This is a genomic window from Paraburkholderia sp. J63 (assembly GCF_905220245.1).
Lineage (GTDB): Bacteria > Pseudomonadota > Gammaproteobacteria > Burkholderiales > Burkholderiaceae > Paraburkholderia.
Map to the genome: position 1 here is coordinate 141,796 of NZ_CAJMZF010000015.1, position 22,199 is coordinate 163,994.

The 22,199-nt window shown below is 64.3% G+C and carries 19 protein-coding genes; 12 read left to right on the forward strand and 7 right to left on the reverse strand.

Features of this window, described 5'->3' with window-relative positions:
* Positions 1-35: 35 nt before the first annotated feature.
* A complete protein-coding gene (locus U5775_RS18355) occupies positions 36-797 on the forward strand; it encodes a class I SAM-dependent methyltransferase (protein ID WP_322059541.1) in 762 nt (253 codons plus the stop codon).
* A 27-nt stretch (positions 798-824) separates the two neighbouring features.
* Here the strand turns inward: U5775_RS18355 and U5775_RS18360 are convergent, their stop codons facing one another.
* Positions 825-1,964: an alanine--glyoxylate aminotransferase family protein gene (locus tag U5775_RS18360; protein WP_322059542.1), complete on the reverse strand. Its 1,140-nt coding sequence runs from the start codon at positions 1,962-1,964 to the stop codon at positions 825-827.
* Positions 1,965-2,345: 381 nt separating this feature from the next.
* Here U5775_RS18360 and U5775_RS18365 point away from each other — a divergent pair, with 381 nt between their 5' ends.
* Both U5775_RS18365 and U5775_RS18370 read left to right on the forward strand, forming a co-directional pair.
* A complete protein-coding gene (locus U5775_RS18365) occupies positions 2,346-2,741 on the forward strand; it encodes a PaaI family thioesterase (RefSeq protein ID WP_322059510.1) in 396 nt (131 codons plus the stop codon).
* A 260-nt stretch (positions 2,742-3,001) separates the two neighbouring features.
* Positions 3,002-3,793 (forward strand): hypothetical protein, encoded by a 792-nt coding sequence (locus U5775_RS18370; protein ID WP_322059511.1) that lies wholly within the window; start codon positions 3,002-3,004, stop codon positions 3,791-3,793.
* Positions 3,794-3,868: 75 nt separating this feature from the next.
* Here U5775_RS18370 and U5775_RS18375 read toward each other — a convergent pair whose 3' ends face one another.
* The 3 genes from U5775_RS18375 to U5775_RS18385 form a co-directional block, all read right to left on the reverse strand.
* Complete coding sequence (locus U5775_RS18375) at positions 3,869-4,663, reverse strand: ABC transporter ATP-binding protein (protein WP_322059512.1); 795 nt, start codon at positions 4,661-4,663, stop codon at positions 3,869-3,871.
* 3 nt (positions 4,664-4,666) lie between these two features.
* Positions 4,667-5,563, reverse strand: a complete 897-nt coding sequence (locus U5775_RS18380) for an ABC transporter permease (protein ID WP_322059513.1) — start codon at positions 5,561-5,563, stop codon at positions 4,667-4,669.
* 356 nt (positions 5,564-5,919) lie between these two features.
* Entirely contained in the window at positions 5,920-6,909 is a 990-nt protein-coding gene (locus U5775_RS18385) for an ABC transporter substrate-binding protein (RefSeq protein WP_322059514.1), read from the reverse strand.
* A 1,024-nt stretch (positions 6,910-7,933) separates the two neighbouring features.
* Here U5775_RS18385 and U5775_RS18390 point away from each other — a divergent pair.
* The 6 genes from U5775_RS18390 to U5775_RS18415 all read left to right on the forward strand — a co-directional run bounded on the left by U5775_RS18390 (position 7,934) and on the right by U5775_RS18415 (position 13,829).
* The gene (locus tag U5775_RS18390) at positions 7,934-9,061 is read left to right on the forward strand and encodes a branched-chain amino acid ABC transporter substrate-binding protein (RefSeq protein WP_322059515.1); all 1,128 of its coding nucleotides are present in this window, start codon (positions 7,934-7,936) and stop codon (positions 9,059-9,061) included.
* A 142-nt stretch (positions 9,062-9,203) separates the two neighbouring features.
* Positions 9,204-10,130 (forward strand): high-affinity branched-chain amino acid ABC transporter permease LivH, encoded by a 927-nt coding sequence (gene livH / locus U5775_RS18395; RefSeq protein WP_322059516.1) that lies wholly within the window; start codon positions 9,204-9,206, stop codon positions 10,128-10,130.
* Between the two features lie 11 nt (positions 10,131-10,141).
* The gene (locus tag U5775_RS18400; RefSeq protein ID WP_322059517.1) at positions 10,142-11,416 is read left to right on the forward strand and encodes a high-affinity branched-chain amino acid ABC transporter permease LivM; all 1,275 of its coding nucleotides are present in this window, start codon (positions 10,142-10,144) and stop codon (positions 11,414-11,416) included.
* Positions 11,413-12,183 carry a high-affinity branched-chain amino acid ABC transporter ATP-binding protein LivG gene (gene livG, locus U5775_RS18405; RefSeq protein WP_322059518.1) on the forward strand — a complete coding sequence of 257 codons (771 nt, stop codon included), beginning with the start codon at positions 11,413-11,415 and terminating at the stop codon, positions 12,181-12,183. Before U5775_RS18400 ends, livG begins: the two co-directional genes overlap by 4 nt.
* Positions 12,183-12,884 carry an ABC transporter ATP-binding protein gene (locus tag U5775_RS18410; protein WP_322059519.1) on the forward strand — a complete coding sequence of 234 codons (702 nt, stop codon included), beginning with the start codon at positions 12,183-12,185 and terminating at the stop codon, positions 12,882-12,884. Before livG ends, U5775_RS18410 begins: the two co-directional genes overlap by 1 nt.
* A 330-nt stretch (positions 12,885-13,214) precedes the next feature.
* Positions 13,215-13,829: a DUF4337 domain-containing protein gene (locus U5775_RS18415; protein WP_322059520.1), complete on the forward strand. Its 615-nt coding sequence runs from the start codon at positions 13,215-13,217 to the stop codon at positions 13,827-13,829.
* A gap of 24 nt (positions 13,830-13,853) precedes the next feature.
* Here U5775_RS18415 and U5775_RS18420 read toward each other — a convergent pair whose 3' ends face one another.
* Together U5775_RS18420 and U5775_RS18425 are read right to left on the reverse strand one after the other, a co-directional pair.
* Positions 13,854-14,294: a hypothetical protein gene (locus U5775_RS18420; protein WP_322059521.1), complete on the reverse strand. Its 441-nt coding sequence runs from the start codon at positions 14,292-14,294 to the stop codon at positions 13,854-13,856.
* A gap of 186 nt (positions 14,295-14,480) precedes the next feature.
* Positions 14,481-14,960, reverse strand: a complete 480-nt coding sequence (locus tag U5775_RS18425; protein ID WP_322059522.1) for a DUF2501 domain-containing protein — start codon at positions 14,958-14,960, stop codon at positions 14,481-14,483.
* 812 nt (positions 14,961-15,772) lie between these two features.
* Between U5775_RS18425 and U5775_RS18430 the strand changes: the two genes are divergently transcribed.
* A complete protein-coding gene (locus U5775_RS18430) occupies positions 15,773-17,005 on the forward strand; it encodes a transposase (protein WP_322059523.1) in 1,233 nt (410 codons plus the stop codon).
* 253 nt (positions 17,006-17,258) lie between these two features.
* On the opposite strand, the gene U5775_RS18435 is transcribed toward U5775_RS18430, so the two are convergent.
* Positions 17,259-18,791: a mannose-1-phosphate guanylyltransferase/mannose-6-phosphate isomerase gene (locus U5775_RS18435; RefSeq protein WP_322059524.1), complete on the reverse strand. Its 1,533-nt coding sequence runs from the start codon at positions 18,789-18,791 to the stop codon at positions 17,259-17,261.
* Positions 18,792-19,292: 501 nt separating this feature from the next.
* Between U5775_RS18435 and U5775_RS18440 the strand changes: the two genes are divergently transcribed.
* Together U5775_RS18440 and U5775_RS18445 are read left to right on the forward strand one after the other, a co-directional pair.
* Positions 19,293-20,672 (forward strand): undecaprenyl-phosphate glucose phosphotransferase, encoded by a 1,380-nt coding sequence (locus U5775_RS18440; protein ID WP_322059525.1) that lies wholly within the window; start codon positions 19,293-19,295, stop codon positions 20,670-20,672.
* Between the two features lie 104 nt (positions 20,673-20,776).
* A complete protein-coding gene (locus tag U5775_RS18445; protein WP_322059526.1) occupies positions 20,777-22,195 on the forward strand; it encodes a UDP-glucose/GDP-mannose dehydrogenase family protein in 1,419 nt (472 codons plus the stop codon).
* Positions 22,196-22,199 lie beyond the last annotated feature (4 nt).

The window sequence follows — 22,199 nt, forward strand, 5'->3', positions numbered from 1 at the left end:
GCATGCAGAACGATACTCGCGCCAACGCCCCTTCCATGCCCGACGCCTGCGCCGAAACGAACACGAGCGCCGCCACCGAGCTGCCCGGTCGCGCGAACTACACGCAGTTCGCGCAGCGCTATGCGCAAATCGCGCCGGAAAAGCCGCACAACGCGCTCTATGAACGGCCGGCCACCGCTGCGTTGCTGGGCGATGTTTCGGGCCTTGACGTGCTCGATGCAGGCTGCGGGCCCGGCATCGTCAGTACCGAAATGGCGCGCGCGGGTGCACGCGTGCACGCATTCGACGTGACGCCCGCGATGGTCGAGCTCGCGAAGTCACATTGCGCGGACTTGCCCGTGGAGGTGGTGCAAGGCGATCTGGGCCAGCCGCTCGCGTGGCTCGCCGATGAGCAGTTCGACCGCATCGTCTGCTCGCTCGCGCTCGATTACGTGGAGCATCTCGCGTCCACGTTCGCGGAGTTCCGGCGCGTGGCGCGGCCCGGCGCACTGCTGGTGTTCTCGATGGCGCATCCCATGCGCGACTGGATCGACACGCGCACGCGCGGCGGCCGCCCGTACTTCGAGACCACGCGCTTTGGCCTGCACTGGGGCGGCTTTGGTGAGCCCAAGCCCTATGTGGAGGCGTATCGCCGGCCGCTCGCCGATATCGTCAATGGACTCACCGCGAGCGGCTGGGCGATCGAGCAACTCATCGAGCCACTGCCGCAGCCGGAAATGAAGGCAGTGGCGCCCCGGCTTCATGCGGAGCTTGCGCTGGCGCCGGCGTTTCTCTGCGTGCGGGCGCGCCGCGTGTAGCACGCCACGCGGCGCGGTGCGCCTGCCTCAGCGGCGCCCGGCCGCCGCCGAAAGCGATTCTTCGAGCGCGGCCACGCCGGCAGGCAGATCGACGTTCGCACCGAGATCGCACATCGTGCGGCCGAGCGCATGGACGGTACGGAACAGATGGTGCTCGCGGCATTGCTCGCCCATCTGCCCGATGCGCACGATGGGGAGTCCGAACGATCCGGCAATCTCCACCTGATACTGCTGCGAGATGTGGCTGCATACGTCGCGCGGCGTGACGCTGGCGGGCAACGCAATGCCGACCACGGAATTCAGGCGGCACGCCTCGGGCGTATAAAGCTCGAGGCCGAGCGCCGCCACGCCGCTCTGGAGCGCGAGCGAGCAGCGCTGATGCCGCGCGAAGCGCTTTTCGAGCGTCTCCGTGCAGACGAGCCGCAGCGCCTCGTGCAGTGCGAGTACGCCCGAGACGGGCGCGGTGTAGTGATAGCCCGCGTTGTGCCAGAAGTTCTCGGCGAGTATCGCGTCGAGACACCAATGCGTGTTGGGCACGCTACGCGCGCGCACGCGCTCCCACGCGGCATCGGAAAACGCAATCAGCGAAACGCCGGGTATCGAAGAAAGCCCTTTCTGGCCGCCGGTAATTACTACGTCGATGCCCCAGGCGTCCATCTCCAGCGGCATCGTGCTCAGCGTGCAGACCGCGTCCACGACGACCAGCGCGCCCGCGGCCTTCGCGATGCGCACGACGTCCTGCAACTGGCGGTTCCAGACCGTGTTGGACGTCTCGCCGTGGACCACGGTGACGACTTCGGGACGCGTGCGTTCGATGGCCTGCGCGAGCGCATCGAGCGAGACGATCTCGCGGTCGGCCACTTCGAGCGTGGTGACTTCGGCGCCGACGCGCCGCGCCATCTCCGCCATGCGGCCGCTGAAGAAGCCGTTCACGATGGAGAGCACGCGCGTGCCCGGCCATGCGAGATTCGAAACGGCCATCTCCATGGCCGCCGAGCCAGGGCCGGCCACGCCGAGCACCCAGTTCGAGCGCGTCTGGAACACATAGCGCGCCATGGTCTTCACCTGGTCGATGACGCGCGCCATGGTGTCGCCGAGGTGATTGATGACGACCGAGTTGGCCTTCGCGACGGCGTCCGGAATGGGCACGGGGCCCGCGCCCATCATGAGGAGCGGCTCCTCGGGCAGGATGCTGGTGAGCGGGTCCACGCCGGGGCAGGGGACCGGCAACGCCGCGGCGGCCGCCGCCGCCCGTTGCTGGGTCAGGGAGTCGGTGGGGCGCGTGTTGTCGGTCATGATGGGTTCCTTTGCGGTGCTGGGAAGAAATGCGCGCACGTGGGCGGCGGGGAAAAGCACAGTGTTCTCCCTGGCCGCCAGTAAAACCATATACAGTTGCGCGGATTTTATCTGAACAGTGCACCGTTGCGTCCGGCACGCGGCGGCGTCCTATAATCGATTGCCTGGCCTGCGCGCGCAGGGTGCGAGTGGTGCGCCACGGCGCGCAGTCCGCATCGACATCGCAATCGACATCATCAAGGGGACAGCAGCATGCCGCAATTCGCCGTCGACAATCCATTTCTCGAAACGCTTGGCGTGAGCGTCGCGCAGTGGCGCGAGGGATACGCGGAACTGCTCATGCCCATCGACGCCTCGAAGCTCAACCGCCAGGGCGTGCTGCAAGGCGGCGCGATCGCCACGCTGCTCGATGCGGCGGCGGGCTACGCGGGCCTGTTCGCGGAGCCGGGCCAGCCGCCGCGGCACGGCTTCACACTCTCGCTCACCACCAACTATCTCGACAAGGGGCTCGGGCAGTTCGTGCGCGCGAAGGGCTTTCTGGAGCGCGGCGGCCGTTCGATCTTCTTCGCACGCGCGGAAGCGTGGGTGGATGACCGCGTGCTGATCGCGAGCGCGCAGGGCACGTTCAAGTATTCGAAGACGGTTTGAGTGCGGCCTCGCCGCATCGCTTGCATTTGCTTCGGAATCCATAGGAATTAGCCAGAAAAAACCCGCCGATCGTTGGCGGTTTTTTTGTGCCTGATCGCCGGGCGTTCAAATTCCTGCGGTCTGATTCGTCTTGGGAAAGAGGGGCTCACCGGAGCGGCCCACGGCCGCCGGCGATGAGTCGATGCGGCCAATCTTTCTCCCGGGCCGCCCAATCATGCGCAATCACGCGCGGTTACGGGATGATCCACAGGAGAGGTGGCATGGCGGAAATTTTGGGGCAAGCCGACAACGCGGTGACGTTTCTTGGCGTCCAGTTAGGTCATAACGTGGAAGTGCCTTACTCCGTGGAAGAGGACACAAAGACGCCTCCCGGGCTGACGTTGACGCTGCGGCGTGCGGAGCCGTATTTGGTGCTTGATGGAGACCTGGCGCCGGGGAATCGAATTGACGGCGGCGGTGTCGCGGAGAATATCGCCCACCCCAAGCGAGGCCTCGAAGACGCGTTGGTTGGCCGGGCAAGCGGCGTCATGAATGGCATTCGCATGAGCGGGACGAAACAAAGCATCTGCACGGGATACATGATGCTCCGGTTCACTCGCCGCGCCGCGGTGGCGGATACGGCATCGTCTTCGAAAGATCCGAAAGCCCTGAAGAAACTGCGGGATCTTCAGCGCCGTATCCAATTGGGAGAAGTCGTTGTGCCCGACGGTCCGGTGCAGGATCTCGTGCTCGCCACTGCCTATAACATCACTCGGGAAGACACCCGGCAGGAGAGGTATGACGTGCAGGCCAAAGGGAAAAGCGGGAGCCAGGTGCACGTCGAGCAGATCCTTGCCTACAAACTGCGTGCTTTCCTCGAATACCTCTCGACGCTAACGGTCGGTCACGAGCAGCCGTTCAATCTTGCCGACATCGATATTGCGGGACATGTGGCATTTTCGTTTTCGGACGGGACGCACACCAGCAAGGCCTGCGAAGCGTGCGAGGCAGTGTGGAAGGGTCTCAGGCAGAAGTATCCCTCCACGGCGCACATCGAGATCAGCAAAGACTGAATGACCGCAGATCCTCACGCTTACGCGACGCGTGTGCGGACCCAACCCGGCACGACCTCCACGCAACCGCGCCGATCAACCCAGCAGCAGCGCGTCGTCGTCGAGCTTCTCGTGGCGCGTCTGTTCGAACATGCGCAGCAGGTCCGGCACGTCGAGCCCGCGGCGTTCGTCGCCGGACACGTCCAGCACCACCTGCCCCTGGTGCAGCATCACGGTGCGCTGGCCGTAGTCCAGTGCCTGACGCATGCTGTGCGTGACCATCATGGTCGTGAGCTTCGCTTCCTCGACGATGCGTGCGGTCAGCTCCAGCACGAACGCGGCCGTCTTCGGATCGAGCGCCGCCGTATGCTCGTCGAGCAGCAGGATGCGCGAAGGCTGGAGCGAGGCCATCAGCAGGCTCACGGCCTGGCGCTGGCCGCCCGAGAGCAGGCCGATGCGGTCGGTCAGGCGATTTTCGAGGCCGAGATTCAGGAGCCGCAGCTTCGCGCGAAATAGTTCGCGGTCCTGCTTTTTGAGCGCGGGACCGAGGCCGCGACGCTTGCCGCGCGCCATCGCGAGCGCCATGTTCTCTTCGATCGTGAGCGCCTCGCAGGTGCCCGCCATTGGGTCCTGAAACACGCGCGCGACCAGATGCGCGCGGTCCCAGGCCTGCTTCCTGGTGACGTCCTGGCCGTCGATGGTGATCTTGCCGCTATCGACCATCTGGTCGCCGCTGATGGCGTTCAGGAAGGTGGACTTGCCCGCGCCGTTCGAGCCGATCACGGCCACGAACTGGCCCGTGGGAATCTCGAGCGTGAGCCCGCGCAGCGCGCGCGTTTCGATCGGCGTGCCGGGGTTGAACGTCAGTTTGAGGTCTTGTGCGCTGAGCATGGCTTAGGCCCTCCCGTTCTTGCGCGCGAAGAGCTTCTTGCGCGTGGCCGGCAGCACGAGCGCGATCGTCACGAGCACGGCGGTGACCAGGTTCAGGTCCTGCGCCTTGAGGCCGATGAAGTCGCTATTGAGCGCGAGCGCAATGAAGAAGCGGTAGAGAATCGCGCCGAGCACGGCCGCGAGCGTCGTGAGCACGAGACGGCGCGCGGGCAGAATGCTTTCGCCGATGATGACCGCGGCGAGCCCGATCACGATGGTGCCGATGCCCATCGAGATGTCCGAGCCGCCTTGCGTTTGCGCGAACAGCGAGCCCGCGAGCGCGACGAGCGCATTGGAGAGCGCCATGCCGGCGAGCGTCGCGCGGCCCGTGGCGATGCCCTGGGCGCGCGCCATGCGCGGGTTGGCCCCCGTCGCGCGCAGCGCGAGGCCGTATTGCGAGGAGAAGAACCAGTCCACGCCGAATTTGGCCGCGAGCACCACGACGATCAGCGCGAGCGGACGCAGCACGTAATCGGGCAGCCACGCGGGCTGGATCATCGTGAAGACCGTGGCTTCGGAGATGAGCGGCACGTTCGGTGCGCCCATCACGCGCAGGTTGATCGAGTAGAGCGCGATCATCATGAGAATGCTGGCGAGCAGGTCCATGATTTTCAGGCGCACGTTGAGCCAGCCGGTGACGAAGCCGGCGAACGCACCCGCGATCATCGCGCAGAAGGTGGCGATGAAGGGATCGTGGCCGTTCGCGATCAGCGTGGCGGCAACGGCGCCGCCCAGCGGAAAGCTGCCGTCGACGGTGAGGTCGGGAAAGTTGAGGATGCGAAACGAGATCAGCACCCCGAGGGCGACGAGGCTGAAGATCAGGCCGATCTCGAGCGCGCCCAGTAGCGAGTAGAGGGACATGGGGAAATCCTGTTGCGGTTTCCGGCGGGCCGGATGGGCTCACTGCGATGACCATGGCGGTGGTCGCCGCGCCGGATCGGACGCCGCCGGCGCGCGGCCTGGGTGAGGCGGCGTGCCGGCGGTCGCGGGGGCCCGTTTTGGGCGGGTACGTTCTTTACGGCTCGACTAGCATGGTTGCGCCGGGTTTCGGCGGCGCGTTCCGTGGCGCGTCGGCTTCGCGCGCCTGCGTCATGCGCTTGCGTCGTGCATTGCCGTCACGCGTTTTCGGCACGCATTTGCGTGAATTCCGCGCTGTTTCCGCGAAATTTCCGATCGGCAACGCGACGGCTCGTGCGCCTCCGCAGGTCGCTGCGCGCTTACTTCACGACCGTGGTGGCGTCCTTGAGCAGATCGTCGGAGAGCTTCACGCCTTGCTTCTGCGCCGCAGCCGGGTTCACGTACAACTGCAGCTTGTTGCTGGTTTCCGATGCGATCGCGCCGGGTTTTTCGCCCTTCAGGATGCGCACGACCACCTTGCCGGTCTGATGGCCGAGGTCGCTGTAGTCGATACCGAGCGCCGCGATGGCGCCGCGCTTCACGCTGTCCGTGTCCGCGGCGATGAGCGGGATCTTCGCGTCGTCGGCGACCTTCACGAGCGCCTCGTAGGCCGAGACGACGTTGTTGTCGGTGTTCGTGTAGATCACGTCGACCTTGCCTATCAGGCTCTTCGCCGCCGGGCCGATGTCCACGGTGCGCGGCGCGGCCGCTTCCTTGAGCGTCATGCCCTGTTGCGCGAGCAGCGTCTTGAGCTGCTTCACGACCACGACCGAGTTCGCTTCGCCGGGGTTGTAGACCATGCCCACGTTCTTCGCGTTTGGCACTACGCGCTTGATGAGCGCGATCTGCTTGTCGAGCGGGAGCTTGTCGGACACGCCGGTCACGTTCGTGCCGCTCGGCGCCCACGTCTTCACGAGCTGGGCGGCAACGGGATCGGTCACGCCGGAGTAGACCACGGGCACCGTCTTCGTTGCGGCCACAACGGCCTGCGCCGAAGGTGTGGCGATCGCGACGATCGCGCTCGGGTCGTCGCCCACGAACTTGCGGGCGATCTGCGCGGCCGTGCCGGTGTTGCCCTGGGCGCTCTGGTATTCCCACTTGAGGTTCTTGCCTGCGTCGTAGCCGGCGGCCTTCAGTTCGTCGCGCACGCCGTCGCGGATGGCGTCGAGGGCGGGGTGCTCGACGATCGAGAGCACTTCCACGGTCGCGGTGTCGGCCGCGTGAGCGGCGCCGGCGGTGAACGTGAGCGCGGCAGCGCCAGCGATCAGGGTAAGGGTGGCGGCCTTGGCGGCTTGCGTGAAGCTCTTCATTCTGTTTGATCTCCCCCGAATGGTCGGTTCTTTCGGTTCTGAACGGGTATGGACCGCGGCGCGGCAGCGCGACCGGGCGGGCGCGCGACGCAGCCCCCGCGCGCCGTGCGCCGCGAGTGGCGCGCAAGACCGGCGGCGAGGCAGCGAGCATACCATTGCCTTTCACGGGTCCGGAACGTGCCTCGCGCGGGTGGTGCATGGATGCGACGGTGTCCTGGCCGCGCGCCGTAAATCTCATTGGTGATTTTTGGGAAAAATCGGCGACGTGCCAAAAATTTTCCCGATTTCCGTCTGGAAATAATAGGTACGCGCGCTTCGTATCGCTGGGATCTGATTATTCCGATTGCACACTATTCATTGAAATGAAAATGTAATTTTTGTTAATGAAATCAATGAGTTGGCGCGATTTGCATTTAGGGTTTGCACTATATGCGCCGCGAGATTTCCCGCCGTTTTTCGCATCTCATTAAAATGATGCCTGTTATCAATAAATATATTAGAACGGCCTCCAGCATGATTTTCAGAAAATAGAAATTCACACTCAAAATTTCGTATCGGAAACCGGTTTCCCCAAGCCGCCTCCAGACGGGCCTCCAGCGGCTTCCCGATGGCTTCGAAACCCCTTTCGTGCCGATTTTTCAAGGGTTTTGAGTCGCTCTCGGGCGGTTTTCATCAATTGACATATATCAATATGTCGGTCGATATCCGAAAAAACCCTCGGTTGCGGAAAACGCGGTTTTATTGATAGCATCCGCGGGTCGCTGATTTTGGCCGGACCACCTTTCCGGTTTGAAATGCAGTGAACGGGGCAGGCGGATCGCTTGCGCAATAGAGGTTGTATCCACAGTCTCTCCGAACTGAAGCCGCTACCAGGCGGCCGATACTTGCCGGGCCCCGTTGCGTCTTGTGTTTTTTGGCCCGTCCTTGTTGTCCTCCCCGCGCAGTCCTTGGGGTGCTGTTCGTGTTCGTTTGCGCAGGTCATGCCGTCTGCCCGGTTGACCCGAAAACAATCGAGGAGCTCCTGATGACGCCGTTGTCCCGCCTTAACCGCCTTACCTCCTTTTCCGTGGCCGCCGCGCTGCTCGCCTTTGGCGCCGCTGCAAACGCCGACACCGTGAAGATCGCCATCGCCGGCCCGTTCAGCGGCCCGGTTGCCCAGTACGGCGACATGGTCAAGGCGGGCGCCCTGACCGCGATCGAGCAGATCAACGCCGCTGGCGGCGTGAACGGCAACAAGCTCGAAGCCGTCCTGATGGACGACGCATGCGAGCCGAAGCAGGCCGTCGCCGTCGCGAACAAGATTGTCTCGCAGCACATCCAGTACGTGGTCGGCCACGTCTGCTCGGGCTCGACGATCCCCGCTTCGGACATCTACGAGAACGAAGGCGTGGTGATGGTCACGCCGTCGGCAACGGCGCCGCAGCTCACCGAAGGCAAGAAGCGCCAGTACATCTTCCGCACCATCGGCCGCGACGACCAGCAAGGTCCGGCCGCCGCCGCGTACATCATCAACAAGGTCAAGCCGAAGAAGGTCGCGATCCTGCACGACAAGCAGTCGTATGGCCAGGGCATCGCCACCTCGGTGAAGGCCGCGCTCGACAAGGCGCATATTCCCGTCGTCGTGTTCGAGGGCATCAACGCAGGTGATTCGGACTACTCGGCAGTCGTCACCAAGCTCAAGTCGCAAGGCGTGGACTTCGTCTACTTCGGCGGCTATCACCCGGAAATGGGCCTCCTGATGCGCCAGTCGCGTGAGCAGGGCGTGAAGGCCACGTTCATGGGGCCGGAAGGCGTGGGCAACAAGGACGTGACGGCAATCGCCGGCCCGGCTTCGGAAGGCATGCTCGTCACGCTGCCGGCCGACTTCGCTTCGGACCCGGCCAACGCCAGGCTCGTGAAGGCCTTCGCCGACGCCAGGCGCGACCCGAACGGCCCGTTCCAGATGCCCTCGTACGCCGCGGTCGAAGTGATCGCCGACGGTATCGCAGGTGCGAAGAGCACGGACCCGACCAAGGTCGCGGCCTGGCTGCACAAGAACACCATGAGCACGCCGATCGGCAAGGTGGAGTACGACGCCCAGGGCGACCTGAAGTCGTTCCGCTTCGTCGTCTACACGTGGCACAAGGACGCCACCAAGACCGCCGCGAACTGATCCTGGCGCTGCACGTTGCCTGACGCCCCGCCGCCCGAGGCGGGCGGGGCGCCTTCATGCAAGTTGTGTGCGCAACCAAATCAAAAAGATCGACACGGTTTCAAAGGTCTCTCATCGGCTGCACGGCCGCGGGGCTCAACGCATGAATGATTTTCTTCCGCAGTTCACCCAGCAGCTCGTCAACGGGCTTACGCTGGGTGCGATCTATGCGCTGATCGCCATCGGCTACACGATGGTCTACGGCATCATCGGCATGATCAACTTCGCTCACGGCGAGATCTATATGATCGGCGCCTATGTGGGCCTCGTCACGCTCACGGCGATCGGCACCTCGGCGGGCTATCCGCTGCCGCTCGTGCTGGGCGCGGCGCTCATCGTCTCGGTGCTGGTCACCGGGCTCTACGGTTTCGCGGTCGAGCGCGTCGCGTATCGGCCGCTGCGCGGCGGGCCACGGCTCGTGCCGCTCATCTCCGCCATCGGCATGTCGATCTTTCTGCAGAACTACGTGCAGATCGGGCAGGGCGCGCGCGACGTGTCCGTGCCGGAGCTCATCTCCGGCGCGCTCGAGTTCAACATGGGCGGCAGCTTCGACGTGACGATTCCGTATGCGCGCATGCTGATCGTCGGCGTGACGCTCGTGCTGATGGTCGCGCTCACGCTCTTCATCTCGCGTTCGCGCATGGGCCGCGCTTGCCGCGCCTGCGCCGAGGACATGAAGATGGCCAACCTGCTCGGCATCGACACGAACCGCGTGATCTCGTTCACGTTCGTGCTCGGTGCGATGCTGGCGGCGGTGGGCGGCGTGCTGATCGGTCTCACGATCGGCAAGCTCAACCCGTATATCGGCTTTATCGCGGGCATCAAGGCGTTCACGGCCGCCGTGCTGGGCGGTATCGGCAGCATTCCGGGCGCGATGCTCGGCGGCGTGCTGCTCGGTCTTGCCGAAACGTTCGCCTCGGGCTACATGCCGGCCGAGTACAAGGACGTCGTGGCGTTCGGCCTGCTCGTGCTCGTGCTGCTGTTCCGTCCCACCGGCTTGCTCGGCAAGCCGGATGTCGAAAAGGTGTGAGGGCGATTGCAATGAGTCAGACTGTTTCGGTTCGCATGGCCGCTGCGCAGGGCCCGTCGTCGTCGCAGACCGTGAAGGGCGCGCTCGCCGCGGCCGTCGCGACGATCATCCTCACCGCACCCATCCTCGGCCTGCAGCTCACGCTCGACGGCTATCAGGTCGTGCTGCACCAGCACTGGCGTCCCGTGTGGATTGCGGCCGCCGTGGTGTTCGTGTTCCAGCTCGCCAAGCCGATGTTTGTGCGCGCAACGAGTTCGGTGCGCTTGCCCAAGGCGCCCGCGCTCGGCGCGCGCCAGCAGCGCGTAGCGATCTGGGTGCTGCTCGCGTTCGGCGCGGTGTTCCCGTTCATGGGCTCGCGCGGCGCCGTGGACGTGGCCACGCTCGCGCTCATCTACGTGATTCTCGGCCTGGGCCTGAATATCGTGGTGGGCTTCGCGGGCCTGCTCGATCTCGGCTACGTGGGCTTCTACGCGGTGGGCGGCTATACCTATGCGCTGCTCAACCAGTACTTCGGCTTCACGTTCTGGGAGTGCCTGCCGCTCGCGGCGCTCGCCGCGGCCACGTTCGGCTTCGTGCTCGGCTTTCCGGTGCTGCGCCTGCGCGGCGACTATCTCGCGATCGTGACGCTCGGCTTCGGCGAGATCATCCGCCTGCTGCTCAATAACCTCACGAGCATCACGGGCGGCCCGGACGGCATCTCCAGCATTCCGAAGCCCACCGTGTTCGGCTATGAGATGGCGCGTCATGCAAGCGTGGAAGGTGCGAAGACGTTCAACGAACTGATTGGCATTCCGTACGATGGCGAGCACATGGTGATCTTCCTGTACCTGCTCGCGCTGGTGCTGGTGGCGCTCACGCTGTTCGTCACGAGCCGCCTGCTGCGCATGCCGATGGGCCGCGCATGGGAGGCGCTACGCGAAGACGAGATCGCGTGCCGTTCGCTCGGCCTGAATCCCACGCGCATCAAGCTCTCCGCGTTCACGCTGGGCGCTTCGTTCGCGGGTCTCGCGGGTGCGTTCTTCGCGGCGCGCCAGGGGCTCGTCACGCCCGAGTCGTTCACCTTCATTGAATCGGCGCTGATTCTCGCCGTGGTGGTGCTCGGTGGCATGGGCTCGCAACTGGGCGTGGTGCTCGCGGCCATCCTGCTCACGGTGCTGCCCGAAGTCGCGCGCGGCTTTGCCGAATACCGCATGCTGATCTTCGGTCTGGTGATGGTGCTGATGATGATTTGGCGTCCGCAGGGCCTCTTGCCCGCAAGCCGTCCGCACGTGGAGTTGCCGCAATGAGCGCCCAAGCGTTGTTGAAAGTAGCGGGCCTGCAGATGCGCTTCGGCGGTCTGCTTGCCGTTGACGGCATCGATTTCGACGTGCGTCCGAACGAGGTGTTCGCGATCATCGGGCCGAACGGCGCGGGCAAGACCACGGTGTTCAACTGCGTGGGCGGCTTCTACAAGCCGAGCGCGGGCGACATCGTGCTCGACGGCCACGCCATTACCGGCCAGCCGAGCCATCAGGTCGCGCGGCGCGGCCTCGTGCGCACGTTCCAGAACATTCGTCTGTTCAGGCAGCTCACGGTGCTGGAAAACCTGATGGTCGCGCAGCACCTGAAGGTGAACCGCAACATGCTGAGCGGCCTCTTTGCGACGCCCGCATACCGCCGCGCCGAACGCGCGGCGCTCGAACGCGCCGCGTACTGGCTCGAGCGCGTGGGCCTGAAGCAGGTGGCCAACCGCGAGGCGGGCACGCTTTCGTATGGCCACCAGCGCCGCCTCGAAATCGCGCGCTGCATGATTACCGATCCGCGTTTGCTGATGCTCGACGAACCCGCCGCGGGCCTCAATCCGCAGGAGAAGATCGAGCTCCAGCAAATGGTGGACGGCTTGCGCCACGAGTTCGGAATCTCGGTACTCCTGATCGAACACGATATGAGCCTCGTGATGGGCGTATCGGACCGCATCCTCGTGATGGAGCACGGCAAGCCGATCATGATCGGCCTGCCCGACGAAGTGCGCAACGACGCGCGCGTGATCAAGGCCTATCTCGGAGAGGACTGATGCTGAAGCTGGAAAAGGTCCATACCCACTATGGCGCCGTGGAAGCGCTCGCGGGCGTGTCGATCGAAGTGAACAAGGGTGAGATCGTCACGCTGATCGGCAGCAACGGCGCCGGCAAGACCACGCTCATGATGACGGTGTGCGGTACGCCGCGCGCCTCGTCGGGGCGCGTGACGTTCGAAGGCGAGGACATCACGCGCAAGTCCACGCACGAGATCATGCGCAAGGGCATGGCGATCTCGCCCGAAGGCCGCCGCGTGTTTCCGAGCCTCACGGTGCTCGAGAACCTGCAGATGGGCGGCTTCTTCGCCTCGCAGCACGAGATCGACGCGGGTATCGAGCATGTGTTCAAGCTGTTTCCGCGCCTGAACCAGCGCGCGAAGCAGCGCGCGGGCACGATGTCGGGCGGCGAGCAGCAGATGCTCGCGATTGGCCGCGCGCTGATGAGCAAGCCGCGCCTGCTGCTGCTCGACGAGCCCACGCTCGGTCTCGCACCGCTCGTGATCGCGCAGATCTTCGACATCATCCGCGCGATTCGCGAGGAGGGCGTGACGGTGTTCCTCGTCGAGCAGAACGCGAACAAGGCGCTGCACGTGGCCGATCGCGGCTATGTGCTCGAAACGGGGCGCGTGGTGCTCGCCGATAGCGCCGACAATCTGCTCGCGAACGACAATATCAAGCGCGCCTACCTGGGCGGTTGAGCGCCTCTCGCGCAACGGCTCGACGCCATCGCGGCCCGCGCAATCCACCGCACTCGTGCGGCGATTGCGCGGGGCCGTTTTTCATCTGGACGCCCGCTTGAGGGTTGCCGTGTCGCAACAGGCAAGTGCATTTGTTTGCCAATAGACCAATAAACTTTCAAACCGGTTTCAATTCGATGCGATTTTCTTTCCGGTTGTTACGATGGGACTGACATGCGTAACCGATACTGGACAAGCGGGCCGCGCTCACGATAATTGAGCGTTTCGCGAAAACACGATGCGGCATGCACCGTGTGCGAAAGTATCTGAGTCATACCGGAGAGTGATTGGATGTCTGAAGAGTATGAAGTGCACGGTCCGCACGATCATGCGGTCGAGCACGCGGCCGCCGGCCACGGCGGCCATGGCCACCATGGCATGGAGGAGCGCGATCCGTTTCCGGGCCGCATGGCCGTGATGACCGCGATTCTCGCGTCGATCGGCGCGATCCTCGCCTACCAGAGCGGCAACAGCGAGAATCTCGCACTCTACTACAAGAATGAAGCGGCGATTCGCAAAACCGAGGCCGCGAATCAATGGGCTTATTACCAGGCCAAAGGCGAGAAACAGAATCTCGCCGAACTGGGCGCCGCGCTTTCGGCGCTCACGCCCAATTCAACCGAAGCCCAGCGCCGCTTCGCCGCCGATGCCGATCGTTATCGCAAGCAGAAGGAGCCGATTCGCGCGCAGGCCGAGTCGATCGAGAAGCAGGTGGCACGGGACGACGCGCGCGCCGAGGAACTGCTGCACGGTCACCATCGCTGGGCTCAGGCGACCACGCTGATTCAGATTTCAATCGCGCTCACGGCAATGACGCTGCTCACGCGCAGCCGGTGGCTGCTATGGGCCTCGCTGGGCGTTGGCGCCGTTGGCGTGGTGATGGGCGCGCTGGCGTTCTTCGCGTAGCCGTTGCGTTACGCTGCGGACGCTTCATCCGCCGCACACGATGGCCGTGAGCAGCAGCGGCACGACGGAGTGCACGGTCGCGTCGCTATTGGCCTCACGCACGCGCGTTCGGACCGATTCCGCGGGCGCGGAGACCACGACGCCATAGAGCGGCGCGTCGATTTCCTTGCCCGCGCCGCGATGGAACAGCGTGTCGTCGCGCGCATAGCCGAGCACGACGTAAATGGGAAAGCCGAAGGCGCTCAGGCGTGCGCCGTGCACGGGGCGAAATGCGTTGACCGAGTTCGCTTCCACCCGGCTCGGTTGCGGGTTAATGGACTTTTCTTCAATCAGCGCCGAAATGAATTCATGCGGATTCGATTTGCAGTCGAACTGTTGGTCGTGGGATTGCGCTTTCGCGAGGTGCGGCACGAGGAGGGCGGCCAGCCCCGCGCAAAGCGCACAAAGCACGACGTGGAGGGGCATGACGGAGATTCGGCGCTGGTTCATGGCAGTGACTTGCATTCCGCTTGAACTCATTCGACACCCAAACGCCGCCGGTGTTCAAGCGGTGCGGCACGGAAATTGCGCACTTCTGCGCCACACCGCACATTCAGACTCACTTCGGAACTCAAAAGACGGCCGCCGCACGTGGCCGCCTTGCGACTTCCGTTAAAGCATCGATTTCGCCTGGGTCAGGATCTTGTCGCACACCTGCTTCGTGGCCGCTTCCTTCAGGCCGTTGCCGGAGAGGTCGAGCTGCGAGCCGTTGCCGGCCGTGAGGATGCCGTTGGTGCCCTGCTGGTAGCCGCTGTCCGTGGTGGACGCGCCGCCGGGCAGCTTGCTGAGCAGAGAGTCCTTCACGCCGCTCGCGGAACTGGCGTTGAGGTAATTGTTCTTGATGCAGTACTGGAGCAGCCCCGTGACGTTGCCGACGCTGCCGGAAGTGAGCGAGGAGCCCGAGAGCGAGCTGCCGAGGCTGCCGAGACTACCCATATTGCCGGCCGCGCCCGAAGTCGAGCCGCTGCCGCCCGCCTGGTTGAGCAGGTTGCCGAGCTGGGCCTGCGCGGCATTCCACGGCGCGAGCAGCGCGGCGGCGACGCCGGCCACGGCAATCAGGGCGCTGGCGCCACGCAATGCGGAAGTATGCATACACGAATCTCCTGAATAGCTAACGGATTGATAACTGAGGCTTTCGTACTATAGACGGATTCGTCGCGCGGCTTTTGCTGCGTGGCCGCGGCATGAAGGCGCGTAACTCGGTGGGGCGCCGCGTATCGCGCATCGAATGCGCGTATCGAACGCGCGTTCGTGTGCGCGTGTTCATCGCGGCCATGCCGCATGCGCGCAGCATGAAATAGCGGTTGCAACTCGCCAGAGCGGTGGGTTTCATCGCCATGTCATTTGTTGCGGGCACAACTGAGTTTATAAATCAGGCGCGCCTGAATAATGCCGCCGAACAGGAATGCGCGATGGGTGTAGCCAGATAAACAAAGTGGCGAGCCGCATCGAGAGTGGCGGGTCTGGCACGAGAGGCACGCAAACGCTTGCATCGAGTTGCCGGGGGCAGGGCAATGCACAGGGTTGGCAAAAGCGCGAAATATCCCTTGCAGCAAGGGGTTTTCGAAGTCGAGAGGGCGCTCGCAAGCAAGTTGACAAGTGCGAACGGGCATAATTCGGGCCACGCAAAGCGTTACTTTGTTTCTAACCGTAACACTTATTACGGCCCTCCTCATCAGCTGGTTTCAGGTGGTATGCTTCCTGCACAAATTCTCCCTTGCACGAGTGAGACCACGTTCTTTGCGTCAATTCCGTGAATACACGCACTGCCAATGTGCAAATGAAGACGCAAATGAACAAGTCATATAAGCCTATGGTGCAACCGAGCACGCCAATGCGGACAGCAAGATCCGCAAGCGACGGCTCCGTCACTGCAGCCCCGGTCCGGCTGCGTGGAGAAAAGCATGAATTTCGAAGAACTGAGCGATGACGAGTGGATGCTGGTGTCCTCGCTCGTATCCGATGAACCTCCCATACGGCTGAACCGCCGCGGTCGTCCGCGCGCGGAGCCGCGCGTCGTTGCGAACGCCGTGCTGTGGATCTTGACGACCGGTGAATCCTGGTCGCGTCTGCCTGCGCGCTATCCGTCCGGCCCGACCTGCCGGCGCCGTTTCGAGGAATGGCACGTGAGCGGCACGCTCGGCGAACTGGTCAAGCTGCTCGTGCAGCGCGGCCGCAGCTTCGTCTATGTGCCCGAGCCCGTGCAGCCGCAGGCGGCGGTGCAGAACGCCCAGGCGGTGCAATCCGTGACGGCCGTGGCCGAAGAAGTCGTCGAAGACGACGGTCTGCCCGCGGTCTACTGGAAGAGCCCCGAGGCATGGCAGGCGCCTGCGTCGGTCGCCGACGCGCCGCTCGCCGATCCTATCGAGAGCATGACGCGGCAGCTCGTGAGTCTGGACGACGGGCTCACGCGGCCCGGCAAGCCGGCTCACTCGCAGCCGATGCCACATCGTTCGCAACCGGCGCATGGGTCGGGTGCCGTGCCGCGTCAGGCCGACGCGAGCGCGAGCGCGCCCGTTGCCGGCCGCACCGTCGTGCCCGACGAATCGTTCGAGTCTTCCGGCGATGCGCCATGGACGAGCGCCACGCCGCAAGCCGTGCAGATCGTGCAATGGCGCGGCTACGAGATCCATTTGAGCGTGGAGCCCGCGCGCAACGACATGTATCGTGCGGCCGTGGAAATCGTCAAGGACGACAGGCGCGTGGAGCGCTCGGGCCTCATTGGGCCGCCGTTCGGCGATGGCGACACGGCGCGGCACTATGCGTTCGACTGGGCGCGTGAATGGATCGAGCGCGAGATGCCGGGCTTCGACGATGGCGCTGCTGGCGGCGTTTCTGCGTCCGCCAATGGCGCGAGTGCGGGTCCCACTGCGGCGCTTCCCTATGCTCCGGGCGCCGTCGTCACGCGTGCCATGCCCGCCACGGCTTCCACGGCGGTGAGCGCGGCCGTTGCCACTGCAGTTGCCAGCTCCGTTGCCGCCAACGGCACGGGCAGCGTGCGCATCGCGCCGCTGCAGCGCTACACGGCGACCGGCATACTGCGCAGCGGCGGCGAAGCACGCGATGCTTCCTCCGCAAGCAGTGCGAGCGCCGAACGCCGCCACCACGCCTTGCGCCACAGAACGCATCTGGGCTGAGCGCGGGCGCCCCCTGGCGCCCATTCGCCTCTTCGCTTCCGAGGTTGCTGCATCGCTTGTCGAGCGCCCGTTATCCATCGCCGTCTTGCACATTTGCTGGCACAAGCGGCTGTAGCGGTGGGATATTCGCACTCCAGAATGATCGCCGCTACAGCCGCCAGTGATGTCTCCGTCCATTTCCCAACTGTCTGTTGCGTCTATTGCGTTTGTTGAGGGGCGTTCTGCGTCGCCCCTTACCCCACGTTAGCCCAACTTACTGCCGGCCATACTGATCGTCGAGACGCACGATGTCGTCTTCGCCGAGGTACGAGCCCGATTGCACCTCGATGATCTCGAGCGGCATCTTGCCGGGATTCTCGAGGCGGTGCGCCACGCCCAGCGGAATATAGGCTGATTCGTTCTCCGAAACGATGAAGCGCTCTTCGCCGCGTGTGACGAGCGCCGTGCCGCGCACGACGACCCAGTGTTCGGCGCGGTGATGGTGCATTTGCAGCGAAAGGCGCGCGCCCGGCTCGACCACGATGCGCTTGACCTGGAAGCGTTCGCCGCTGTCGACGCTGTCGTAGTGGCCCCACGGGCGATGCACGAGACGATGCGCGACGGCTTCGCTGCGGCGCTGCGACTTCAGGCGCTGAACGATCTTCTTCACGTCCTGGGCACGCGAGCGGTCGGCCACCAGCACGGCGTCGGCGGTCTCGACCACCACGAGATTCTCGGTGCCGAGACAGGCGATCAGGCGTCCGTCCGAATGCGCGAAGGTATCGCTGGCGCCTTCGAACATCACCTCGCCCTGGGCCACGTTGCCGGCATCGTCCTTCGAGGCGACTTGCCAGACGGTGTCCCACGAGCCGAGATCGGTCCAGCCCGCGCAGAGCGGCACGACCACGGCGCCTGCCACGGTGGTGTCGCCCGAAAGCGGCTCCATCACGGCATAGTCGATCGAGTTGGAGGGCGAGCGCGCAAAGGCTTCGCTGTCCACACGGAAGAAGTCGCCGTCTGCGTTGCCGTGCTCGACGGCGGCCGTGCAGGCCTCGTAAATCGCGGGCTGGAAATGGCGAATGACCTTGAGCCAGGTGCTCGCGCGCATGATGAAGATGCCGCTGTTCCACCAGTAGCGCTGCGAGGCGACGTACTGCTGCGCGAGCTCGAAGTAGGGCTTCTCGACGAAGCCGTTCAGGCGTCGCGCGCCAGCTTCGCCGTTTGCCTGATCTTCGGCTGCGAGCGGCTCGCCCACGTGGATATAGCCATAGCCCGTCTCGGGACGCGTGGGCACGATCCCCATCGTCACGATCTGGCCGTTGGCCGCATGACGCACGCCGTCGGCAACGGCGGCCTGGAATGCCGCGAGGTCCGCGAGCGCATGATCCGCAGGCATCACCACGAGAATGCCGTCCTGCTGGTCGGCGACCACGGACAGCGCCGCGATGGTGAGCGCCGGCGCCGTGTCGCGCGCAAGCGGCTCGAGAATGAGGCGCGCTTCCTTGCCCGCCGCGCGAACCTGGTCGGCGGTGGTGAAGCGGTGCTCTTCGTTGCATACGATCATCAGCTTGTCGGCGAGCGTGACGCGTTCGGCGAGCGCGTCGAGACGGCCTGCCGTATCCGCGAGCAGCGAACGCTCGCCAACGAGGTTGATCATCTGCTTCGGGTATTGTTCGCGCGACAGGGGCCATAGCCGCGAGCCCGCGCCGCCTGCCAGCACCACGGGGCAGACTTGCAGCGCACTGCGCGATTCGGCGCGCGTATCAGCCGCGTGTGCCGATGTCGTTGCGGAACCCGTATCCGTCATCTCACTCTCCTGAAAGGCGTTTCGGTTCTGCGATTTGTAGCATGCTTAAAATCGATATAAATAGATTCGTAAAGAAGAAAACGGAAAATATTCGAATCAAATTGAAAATAACGAATCCGTCACAATCGGAGACGAATAAAAAATCGAATAAAAATGACGAGACGGCCCCGGTGAGGAAAAAATTAATCGGGGTCCGGTGCCGTCGACACGGCAAAAATTTCCGCTTCGGCAACGCGCCGGCAGGCGTTGCAGCCGCAACTTGCGGAAAACGTTGCCGAAAAAATCACACCAAAAATAGACAGTTAGCCACGAAACATTTGGAGATACTTTTGGGCGTTGCGCATTCAATTTTTATCGTGCTTTATTAGGGTTTATTCGGATGCGCTTTATCGGCGCCGGGCGAGCCGGTGCACTTTCCTGTTTCCTGATGTTTCCTGTCGCGGCGGCCATGATGCATAGCGCGTGGCTGCAATTCTTTTTTTCTAACCCGAGGTGCCGGACATGCTGAGCGTTCTTGCCAGAATCATCGATGTTGCCGCCATCGCCGCCGGCGCGCTGGTAGCGGCCGCTCTGCACCACGGGAAATTCGCGGCGCTTTCCGATATGGAGAGCGTGGCGCTCGCATTCAACTGCGTGCTCGCGATCTGGATGTTCCCGGCGTTCGGCATCTATCAATCGTGGCGCGGCAAGTCGCTCTACGTGCTCGCGGCGCGCGTGTGCGCCGCGTGGATCGCGGTCGAGTGCACGGGCATTCTGCTGTCGTTCAGCGTGCACCGCGCCGATTCGCTTTCGCGCATCTGGCTCGCCTATTGGGTGGTCGCGTCGGTCGCGTTCCTGATCGTTTCGAAGACGATGGTGCACATGGTGCTGCGCAGCCTGCGCCGCGAAGGCTACAACCAGAAAGCGGTGGCCGTGGTGGGCGATCATCGCTACTCGCGCTTCCTGATCGAGCAAATGAAGAGCCGTCCCGAGGCCGGCTTTCATCCCGCACTCGTGTTCGACGAGAACAGCGATGCCGATGGCGAGGCGCGTCTCGCTGGCGTTCCCGTCGAGCGTAACTTGCAGGCCATGCTCGAATACGTGCGCGAGCACGACGTGCGCGAACTGTGGCTCGCGCTGCCGATCACGAAGGAGCGCACGATTCATCGCATCGTCATGGCACTGCGCAACGATTTCGTGAACATCCGTTTCATTCCGGACGTGCGCAGCCTGTCGTTCTTCAGTCAGCCCGTGGTCGATCTGCTCGGCGTGCCGGCCATCAATCTCGCGGCGTCGCCGGTCACGGACCTGCGCGTGCTGCCCAAGCGCCTGTTCGACATCGCGTTCGCAGGCGCCGTGCTGGTCGCGCTCGCGCCGCTGCTGTCGGTCATTGCGCTGGCGGTGAAGCTGACCTCGAAGGGGCCGGTCTTCTTCAAGCAGCGCCGCAAGGGCCTCGACGGCAACGAGTTCGAGATCTACAAGTTCCGCTCGATGAAGGTCCATGCGGAAGTGGCGGGGCAAGTCACGCAGGCGCGCCGCAACGATCCGCGCGTCACGCGCGTGGGCGCTTTCCTGCGCCGCACGAGCCTCGACGAACTGCCGCAATTCATCAACGTGCTCAAGGGCGAGATGTCGGTGGTGGGGCCGCGCCCGCACGCGCTCGCCCACGACGACATCTACAAGGACCTCGTGCGCGGCTACATGGCTCGCTATCGCATCAAGCCCGGCATTACCGGCTGGGCGCAGGTCAACGGCTACCGCGGTGAAACCGACCGCGTGGAAAAAATGCGCGACCGTGTGCGCTTCGACCTGCACTACATGCAGCACTGGAGCTTCGGCCTTGATCTGCGGATCGTGGCGATGACCATGTGGAAAGGCTTCGCAGGCCAGAACGCATATTGAGCGCGCCGGGCACGAGCCGTCGTCAAGCGGTGCATAGGCACTGTAAGTAACGGTGACGGCGCGGCCCGGATGGACACCAACAGGCAATCACATTTGAGGTGGGCATGAATCTGACGATCATTGGCAGCGGTTATGTGGGTCTCGTGACAGGCGCGTGTCTGGCCGACATCGGCAACGACGTGTTCTGTCTCGACGTGGACCAGCGCAAGATCGATCTGCTCAATCAAGGCGTCGTGCCGATTCACGAACCGGGCCTGCAGGAGATCATCGAGCGCAACCGGCGCGCGCGCCGGCTCACGTTCTCGACCGATGTCGAGGCGGCCGTCGCGCATGGCGACGTGCAGTTCATCGCGGTGGGCACGCCCCCCGACGAAGACGGCTCTGCCGATCTGCAATACGTGTTGACGGCTGCGCGCAATATCGGCCGCCATATGCAGGGCTTCAAGGTGATCGTCGACAAGTCGACGGTGCCGGTGGGCACGGCCGCGCTCGTGCGCGACGCGATCGCCTCCGAGTTGCGCAAACGCGGCGAGAGCCACATGTACTCGGTGGTCTCGAACCCCGAGTTCCTCAAAGAGGGCGCCGCCGTGGACGACTTCGCGCGCCCCGACCGCATCGTGCTGGGCTGCGACGACGACGTGCCCGGCGAGCGCGCACGCGAATTGATGAAGCGCCTCTACGCGCCGTTCAACCGCAATCACGAGCGCACGCTCTACATGGACGTGCACTCGGCCGAATTCACGAAGTACGCGGCCAACGCCATGCTCGCCACGCGCATCTCGTTCATGAACGAGCTTGCGAATCTCGCCGACCGCGTGGGCGCCGACATCGAGGCCGTGCGTCGCGGCATCGGCTCCGACCCGCGCATCGGCTACGACTTTCTCTATGCGGGCTGCGGCTATGGCGGCTCGTGCTTCCCGAAGGACGTCAAGGCACTGATGCGGACTGCTGAGGATTTCGGCGAGCCGCTGCAGATCCTGCGCGCCGTGGAAACGGTGAACGACGCGCAGAAGCAGGTGCTCGCGCAGAAGATCGTCACGCGCTTCGGCTCCGATCTCACGGGCCGTACCTTCGGCCTCTGGGGCCTCGCGTTCAAGCCCAATACCGACGATATGCGCGAAGCGCCGAGCCGCACGCTGATTGCCGAGCTGCTCGCGCGCGGCGCGCGCGTGGTGGCCTATGACCCCGTCGCCATGCCCGAAGCGCAGCGCGTGCTCGCGCTCGATCTGGCAAAGACGCCCGAGCAGCTCGAACGCCTGGCCTACGTGCAGGATGCGATGGACGCGGCCAGCGGCGCCGATGCGCTGGTGGTCGCCACGGAGTGGAAGGTGTTCAAGGCGCCCGACTTCGAGACGCTCAAGGAGCAGTTGAAGACGCCGATCGTGTTCGACGGGCGCAATCTCTACGACCCGCTCGCGCTCCAGGAACTCGGCATCGAATATCACGCGGTGGGCCGCGCGAGCGCCACGCAAGCGAGCCGCGCACGCGCGGAAGCCGCCACGCAGACGCGGGTTCCGGCGTAGCGAC